Raw genomic sequence first — 7,655 nt, 5'->3', positions numbered from 1 at the left:
CTGGGCAGCGCCGCCACGTCTTTTTCGACGAATTCGAGTTGGTCAACACCAAGGTGCCGAAGCTTTTTCAGGTTCAACGTGTTGACCAAGGCGATCACATGCACACCAGCGATGTCGAAGCTGTACCAACCGTCGCCGCGGGCTCCGGCGCCGAACGCGCTGCGGTACTTCTGTCCCCCGTCGTCGATCGAGTCGTGCTCACCGGGAACGGTGAACACGTGCGGCGTGCGCAGCCCGGTCATCATTTGCTTGACCTGATCGAACTGGCCAGGTGTGGCCAGATGGGTCAGGTCGCCGGTGTGGATAACGAAATTCGGTGTGTAACCGAGGTTGTTGATCCGATCGATCGCCTGGTTGAAGGAGCCCGCGACATTGGAATTGGCTTTTCCAAGAAATCCGATGTGGCTGTCGCTGACTTGAGCGAATCGCAGGGTAGGCCGACCCGGAATGCGTGCGGCATCGGCGGTGCCGGCAACGTGGGAGATGACTTCGCCGCCCGCCACTGCCAGTCCGACTGCCGCACCGAACCATGCGCTGTGCCGGATCAGTTGGCGCCGGTTCATCGTGTGTGGCGCGTCGTTCATTGCGTCACCACCACGGTGGCGTGCATATACGGGTGGATCGAGCAGACATAGTCGAACTTGCCAGGCTTGGCAAAGGTGTAGGAAAACGTTGCCTGCGAACCCATTCCAGGTGAATGGAACGACCCGTCGTTGGCGACGACCGTGTGCGGTTCCTCGTCTCGGTTGGTCCACGTCACCGTGCTACCCGCGTGGACGGTCAGCGTCGCGGGGGCGAAAGCGAAGTTGTCGATGCTGACGGCATCACCCGCCACCGGAGCGGCCGGTCCCGTCGTCGCGGCGCTGGTGCCCGCCGGCATGTTCGGCATCGCCGGCATACCGCTCATACCCGGCATTCCAGGAGTGGTCGCCGCCGATCCGAAGGTCACCGACGGCGAGGTCGCCGACTGCGGCGACGAGCATCCGGCCACCACCATCAGGCCCAGCAACACAACACGCACGCCCCGAGGTCGTCCGGGCATAGCGATACACCTCCATCTTCGGCGAAAAAGTACACGTCGCCAATAGATAGGGCGGTGGGTTACACCTCGCTAGGCCGGCTTGCTCGGCGGTGCCGGAACGAACACCTCGATGGCGCCGTTTTGTTCTCGAACCATCAACGTGGGCAACGGTTTCGGAACTATCGGCAATTGATGCGTCAGCACCTGGCCAGCGGGCGTGAACGACGTCGAATGGCACGGGCAGCGCAGCCGGTCGTCGGGCGCGTCGAACCACAGTCGGCAACCCTGGTGCGTGCATACCCCCGAGACGGCTTCGGCCTTGCCGTCGACACGACGAACGAACCCGATGACTGAGCCGACATCGAAGGGCCGCATGACACCGTCGGTCACGTCTGCGCTGGCCGCGACCTGCATCCAGCGCCCGGTCGTCGGTGTGAGCTCACGGGGCCCGCTGTTACCGTCGTCGGCAACCTGGGCACTATCGATCAACGCGCGATCGATAGATACCGCCGCCACCGCGGCTGCCGCGGCGGCCGATGTGCCGACGATGACGTTCCGGCGGGTCGCTGTCAACTTTGACACCGGCTGACCGGTACCTGCCTGTTGCGCAGCGAGACGACGATGCAGATCGGTGAGGAACTCCTGTCGCGGAGCATCACTGCCCAGCCGCGCCGCCTGCAGTTCGATGGCCGTCCGAATTTGCGCGGCTTCGAAGTCGTCGGGCCGGAACGGCTTTGGACGTCGGCCACGCAGCAGGTCGTCGATGTACCTGCGTAACGCACGCGCATTCATGATTCGCCCTTTTCGTTGACCTGTGCGGCCAGCCGCAATGCCCGATGCTGAAGCACCTTTGCGTTGGCGACAGTAACCCCGAGTTCGGCGGCCGACTCCTTGATCGAACGCCCTTGCAGGAAACGTAGTTCCAAGATCCGCCGATAGTTGTCCGGCAACTGCTCGAGTACGCCGGCCACCCGTTGCGGCGCATTGCTGATCGCCTGCTCACTCTCGGGCGGCTGCTCGATGTCGTCGATCGAGGTGATCTCGCGCCCCAGGGTCTCGCGCCAGTGTGCGGCCAATACTGTTCGGGCGGTGGCCCGTAGGTAGCTGCGAACCTCACCGACGCTGGCGGTCAGCCGCAGCGGCCGCAACGCCGCCAGGAAGACCTCGGCGGTGAGATCCTCGGCGTCGGCCCGGTTGCCGACTCGCGCATAGATGGTGCGATACACCCAGGTGGCGTTGTCTTGGTAGACCGCCTCCCAGTCCGGGTAACCGTCGCCGGACACCAACCGCAAGGGTCGCGGGCCGACGGGATCGCCGTGTGCCGTCACATATCGCCTGCCTGTCGAGAGCGTGGCTCCGCTGATGATTTTGCCTGTCAGTGGTCCATAGCGTCTCGGGTTACACGAAGACCGGCTGCGACCGCCGCTAGTGCTTGCGGCGGCGAAACAAAAGGGTCACGCTGCGTCGCCGATTTTCGAATCCGGGCGCGAAGGTGAAGTCGTCCGTTTTGTGGAACAGGTGTCCCTCGAAGAGCACCGCCCGGTTTTCCCGGTAGGGAATGACGCTCGATTCGGCCTTCTCGTCCTCGAGGAACTGCCTGACCCGTTCACCTCCGGAGTTGTAGTCGCCGTAACTCCAGTCGCTCGGTGCCTTTTTGTCCCAAATGACAAGCCCACCCCGGTCCGGGTCGAGGTTCGCGGAATCGGGGGTGATCCAGAAGTTCAACGAGAAGTCGGCGTCGTCACCGTGAATGTCGGTTCCAGGCAGTTTGGTGTCGTACACGAAGGCCCACCATTGGGCTAATTGATATTCCTCGAATGCCTTACCCAGTGCCGCTGAAAACTCTTCTGCGATGGCAAACAGTGAGACGCTGGCGAATCCGTCCTGCGGAAAGGCGCCCACATAGCCGAACTGATACGGGTGCCGCCACACTGTCGATTCCAGGCAGAACTTTCGCACTTGTTCTAGGGCTTCTGGGGTCAAGAAGTCATCGATGACCTGCACGCTCTGACCGGCCACGACGGCTTGTTGAATCGCCCCATAGTCGACGCTGAGGTTCACGTACCCCGGCAGCCGCTGCTCCGGGACCTTTACGAACGGCGGGTCGGCGAGCATGTTGCCGCTCATCCGGTTGACTGATATCCACGGTGCTTCGCCGTTCGCTCCCTCAATGACGTCCACCAGCCCGCGACCCAGCCCCAGAAGTCCACCAACCAGAGCACCGGAGGACGCTTGCTCAGCGCGATTGCTGGTGAGGATGTGGTCGAGTTGTTCGACGTTGTGCAAGGCGAAATGCGCTGGAATTGCGAACTGGTCGGGCGGCGCCTCACGCTGTTCGCGGCTGAGCGTGACAACAGCTTCGAAGTCCGACAACGCGGAGGCGTAATCCTCCACGGCCACATGCACTTTCGCTAGGGCATCTCTGGCCGGCGCAGAAGCGGGATCTTTTTCTGCCGCGGCGGAGGCGTAACGAAGCGCTTTGTCGTGTTGGCCGAGTTCCAGACAGGTCGACGCGAGCATGTACAACACGGCAAGAGTCGGCTCATGGTCGACGATGCCCTCGAGGACCTCTACCGCCGCCGGGATATCGCCGGCATGGACCAGACGTTCGGCTTCGCTCAGGGCGGCCGTCGCGGCCGAGATGGGTTCCGCCACTTGTCTTCCTACCTGTCCTTTGTGGTCGCTTCACACCCTTCAACCGTGGAGCCTACGTGGACAGAAAAATGTCGGCCGGACACCACCACGGTGCCCGGCCGACAGAGAGTCGTTGGTTAGCCCGCGGATGCGGCGTTGGCGGCTTCGGTGGCTGCATACGACCCGGCGCTGGTGCCCAGCGTGTTCACGAACTGCTCGTGGATCGCGGCGGCCTGTGCGGCGACGGCCTGATACAGCTGCGCGTGCGCGGCGAACTGTGCGGCGGTCAGGGCCGACACCTCGTCAGCGGCGGCGGGAACCACACCGGTGGTCGGCGCCGCCGCGGCCGCGTTCTGCGCGCTGAACGATGAGCCGATCCCGCCCAGAGCGGTTGCGGCCGAATTCAGGGCTTCGGGCTGAGTGGTGACGAATGACATGTGCATGTCTCCTCAGGTCGAGCTCCGCAGCTGGGCGCGGAGTGACTGACTATTGGCTTGTGCGTCGATTTTAGGTCTGACTCGACTCACCAAGCGTACGACGGCGCCGGCTCCGGATGCTGTATCTGCAGGTAAAGCCTGCCGATGGCCGGGTCGGTATCGCCGCCAAAACCCGCTGCGGCGTGCTGAAACGCCGATCGATCCAGGACGTACGGGGTCCGCCGACCCCGACAGCTGCCGGTAAGAATCTCCTCGCGCATAATCGCCGGCGGACGCCACGCTTCTCGGCGCTATGAACGTGCCGCTCCGGAATTTTGGATACGCAGATTTTTATTCGTAGTCACCGATCGTTCACCGAACGCGACGGGCTTCACGACCATCTCCCACCGGGTAATTTTGCCAGGTAGACCGCAGTTTCGGCGTCGCGCTCATCGACCCGCCAGGCAGCGGTCGCGGCGCCTCCAGAGTGACGCCATCGCGGCGTCGACCGGCGCTGGTTTCGCGAAGGCTGGCTAATCTCCAGTGCAGGGAAATTCAGGCAGCTGCCAGGCAATTCACACTTAGTTGCCGGTGCTGAAGGGGCGTCCCTGAAAGCTTTTGGCCGCCGCTCAGCGCTGGACAAACGCTGGGCATTGGGGACCACACAGCCGGAGCGAGGGATACGGATGGTTTTCGACTTTGGAGCGCTACCGCCGGAAATCAACTCCGGCCGGATCTACGCCGGACCGGGCTCGGCGCCACTTTTGGCCGCCGCGACGGCCTGGGACGCGTTAGCGAGTGAGCTGCAGACCACGGCGGCGTCGTATGGATCCACGATCGGCGAGCTGACCAGCAGCTGGCAGGGACCGTCTTCGGAGGCTGCAGCCAGTGCGGCGGCGCCCTACACCGAGTGGCTGACCAACACCGCCGCGCAGGCCGAGCAGACGGCATCCCAAGCTCAGGCGGCTGCGGCGGCCTACGAGACCGCCTTCGCTGCCAGCATCCCTCCGCCGTTGATCGAGGCCAATCGGGCACTGCTGGCCGCCCTGGTCGCAACCAACTTCCTGGGCCAGAACACCCCGGCGATCGCCGCGACCGAGGCGACCTACGCCGAGTTCTGGGCCCAGGACGCGGGCGCGATGTACGGCTACGCCGGAGCCGCGACGACGGCAAGTCAGCTGACCCCGTTCACCCCAGCCCCGGCGACCACCAACGACAGCGGGCAGGCCACTCAGGCGGCATCAACGGCCCAGTCGGCTGCCGCGTCGACCGCCGATTCGACCACCGACAGCCTCTCCGCGTTCCTGACTCAGCTGAACACCGAACTGACAAACTTCGGCACCGAGCTGGGAACGCTTAATACCCAGCTCACATCACTGCTACCGCAAACGAGCACAACCCTGGCGCAGCTGGTGGCGAGCTTGGGCTTGCCTCCGTCGGTGACGAACGGCATCACGCTGTTCAACCAGTTCTTGACCACGGGCGCCAACACCCTGAGCACCTACGCGGCCGGGCCGTGGACTCCCCTTGGGTTCGGCAGCCTGCTGAAGAACTGGTGGCAGGTCTCCATCTCTATCCCAAGCCTCGGCACGGGAATCCAGGGCATCGGCCCGCTGCTCCACCCGTCGCCCGTCACCGGGGCGCTGTCGCCGCTGTTGCACAGCGGGCTGCTGAGCGGCTCGTACGGCGGCGGTGGAAATGTCGGAGCGTTGGCGTCGGTCGGCCGGGCCGGCACCATCGGTTCGCTCTCGGTGCCGCAGAACTGGGCGGCGGCGACACCCGCAGTCCGGACGGTTGCCGCCGAGATGGAAGCGTCCGCGGTCGACGCCGCTCCCGAGATGGGCCTGGCTCAGCCCGGAATGTTCGGCCAGACGGCGCTGTCGAGCCTGGCCGGCCGTGCGATCGGCGGCACCGCCACTCGCGCCGCGGTGGGTCAGGGTTACCGCGTGCCTGGCGCGGTGGCGGCCGACGAGATCGCCACCACTGCCACCATCATCGTGATCCCGCCGAGCGCGGAATAAGGAGAGGCAGCAATGGTTTTCGATTTCGCAGCGCAACCACCGGAGCTCATCTCCGCCAAGATCTACGCGGGCCCGGGATCTGAGTCGTTGCAGGCCGCCGCGGCGGCCTGGGATGGTCTCTCCAGCGAGTTGCAGTCAACGGCCGCCAACTTCCAGTCGGTGATCACCGGACTCATCAGCGGCGACTGGACAGGCCCTTCGTCGGAGGCCGCCGCCGCTGCCGCCGCGCCGTACGTGTCGTGGCTGTCGACGACGGCAGGCCAGGCCGAACAGACTGCAAGTCAGGCCCGGGCCGCGGCCAGTGCCTACGAGACCGCGTTGGCGGCCACCGTCCCGCCGGCCGCGATCGCGGCCAATCGCACTCAGCTGCTGTCGCTGCTGCAGGCGAACATCTTCGGTCAGTACAACGCGGCGATCGCGGCCGTCGAGGCCGAGTACGCCCAGTTCTGGGCCCAGGACGTCGCCGCCATCACCGGGTACTCCGCATCATCGCAATCGGCCACCACCGGGTTGGGCTCGTTCACCGAGGCGCCACAGACTACGAACAGCAGCGGTCAGGCCACCCAGGCGGCGGCGACCACCGCTGCCAGTGCGGCCGCGACGCCGACCGATCTGGAATCGATCCTGGAACAGGCTGAGGCCACGGCCACTAACTTCCTCAACCAAGTCACCACCTTGAACGGCGACTATACGAAGTTCTTTACCAACGCACTTGGTTCCATCCCCGGGGGATCGACGCTGGCCACGACGTGGACCAACATGTACTCGTTCATCTCAGGCGCCGGCAGCCAGGCCACCTGGACCAACGTGGCCAATAGCACAACCGGTATGGGCATCTCGCAGTGGAAGAACTTCTTCATCTACCAGCCCTGGAGCCACGGGATCGGTCTGGGTTCACTGCACGCTGGACTGTCCTCGCCCGGGCACGCCGCGGGTCTGGGAGCACATGCGGCGACGGCGGCGCTGGGCAGCGCGCAGACGGTCGGCAAATTGTCGGTGCCACCCAGCTGGGCCGGCGCCACCCCGGCGATCCGGCTCGCCGCTACGTCGTTGCCGGACAGCACTTTTGCCGCGACAGCAGCTCCCACAATGGATCTTCCGCTGAGCGCGCTCAACCAGGCCACCCTGGGCAGCGCCGCCGGAGGCGCGCTGGGCAGCCCGGCCTCCCGCGTCGTCAGCTCGACGGGCGTCCGGGCCAAGGTCACCGCACCCGCGCGCACCAAAGGCCCGGTCCCGCTCGACAAAGTCATCGCGAAGCTACAGGAGTCGCCGGACGACGTGCAGCACTGGAACGTCGACGAGGCCGGACTCGACGACCTGGTCGCCAAGCTGTCGACCAAACCCGGCATCCACGCCGTGCATCTGACCGACGGCAAGGCGACCACTGCGGTCGCGAAGGCCGCCACCGAAACCGGATAAGGAGGATTCTCAATGACGTTGTCAAGCCGCCGCAGCGTTAGGTGTGATGGGTTGATAGGTCGTGTGGTCGCGCATCATGGCCCAAAGGACGTTGAGGCGTCGGCGGGCCAGCGCCAAGAGGGCCTGGGTGTGGGTTTTGCCTTC

At 65.0% G+C, this 7,655-nt stretch carries 8 protein-coding genes and 1 pseudogene; 2 read left to right on the top strand and 7 right to left on the bottom strand.

Translation table 11 applies throughout. The features are described from left to right. The 6 genes from VGH54_RS22865 to VGH54_RS22840 form a co-directional block, all read right to left on the bottom strand. The coding region (locus tag VGH54_RS22865; protein WP_331514385.1) for a metallophosphoesterase family protein at positions 1 to 584 on the bottom strand (584 nt) is incomplete at its 3' end. After that, the gene (locus tag VGH54_RS22860; protein ID WP_331514384.1) at positions 581 to 1,042 is read right to left on the bottom strand and encodes a cupredoxin family copper-binding protein; all 462 of its coding nucleotides are present in this window, start codon (positions 1,040 to 1,042) and stop codon (positions 581 to 583) included. The genes VGH54_RS22860 and VGH54_RS22865, both read right to left, overlap by 4 nt. A gap of 69 nt (positions 1,043 to 1,111) precedes the next feature. Then, positions 1,112 to 1,813: a Rieske (2Fe-2S) protein gene (locus VGH54_RS22855; protein WP_331514383.1), complete on the bottom strand. Its 702-nt coding sequence runs from the start codon at positions 1,811 to 1,813 to the stop codon at positions 1,112 to 1,114. Further along, a complete protein-coding gene (locus tag VGH54_RS22850) occupies positions 1,810 to 2,349 on the bottom strand; it encodes an RNA polymerase sigma factor (protein WP_331514382.1) in 540 nt (179 codons plus the stop codon). The genes VGH54_RS22855 and VGH54_RS22850 overlap by 4 nt, the downstream gene beginning before the upstream one ends. 97 nt (positions 2,350 to 2,446) lie before the next feature. Continuing rightward, positions 2,447 to 3,676 (bottom strand): tetratricopeptide repeat protein, encoded by a 1,230-nt coding sequence (locus tag VGH54_RS22845; RefSeq protein ID WP_331514381.1) that lies wholly within the window; start codon positions 3,674 to 3,676, stop codon positions 2,447 to 2,449. Between the two features lie 116 nt (positions 3,677 to 3,792). Continuing rightward, the gene (locus VGH54_RS22840) at positions 3,793 to 4,092 is read right to left on the bottom strand and encodes a PE family protein (RefSeq protein ID WP_331514380.1); all 300 of its coding nucleotides are present in this window, start codon (positions 4,090 to 4,092) and stop codon (positions 3,793 to 3,795) included. Positions 4,093 to 4,757: 665 nt separating this feature from the next. On the opposite strand from VGH54_RS22840, the gene VGH54_RS22835 reads away from it, so the two are divergent. Both VGH54_RS22835 and VGH54_RS22830 read left to right on the top strand, forming a co-directional pair. Beyond that, complete coding sequence (locus VGH54_RS22835; RefSeq protein ID WP_331514379.1) at positions 4,758 to 6,092, top strand: PPE family protein; 1,335 nt, start codon at positions 4,758 to 4,760, stop codon at positions 6,090 to 6,092. 12 nt (positions 6,093 to 6,104) lie between these two features. After that, positions 6,105 to 7,511, top strand: a complete 1,407-nt coding sequence (locus tag VGH54_RS22830; protein WP_331514378.1) for a PPE family protein — start codon at positions 6,105 to 6,107, stop codon at positions 7,509 to 7,511. A 21-nt stretch (positions 7,512 to 7,532) separates the two neighbouring features. On the opposite strand, the pseudogene VGH54_RS22825 reads toward VGH54_RS22830, so the two are convergent. Further along, a pseudogene (locus tag VGH54_RS22825) lies at positions 7,533 to 7,655 on the bottom strand (IS110 family transposase); the annotation flags it as partial.

Origin of the sequence: Mycobacterium sp. (assembly GCF_036488105.1) — a bacterium.
Classification (GTDB): domain Bacteria; phylum Actinomycetota; class Actinomycetes; order Mycobacteriales; family Mycobacteriaceae; genus Mycobacterium.
Note: the sequence above shows the minus strand (reverse complement) of the source record. Positions and strands in the feature narration are given on the sequence as shown.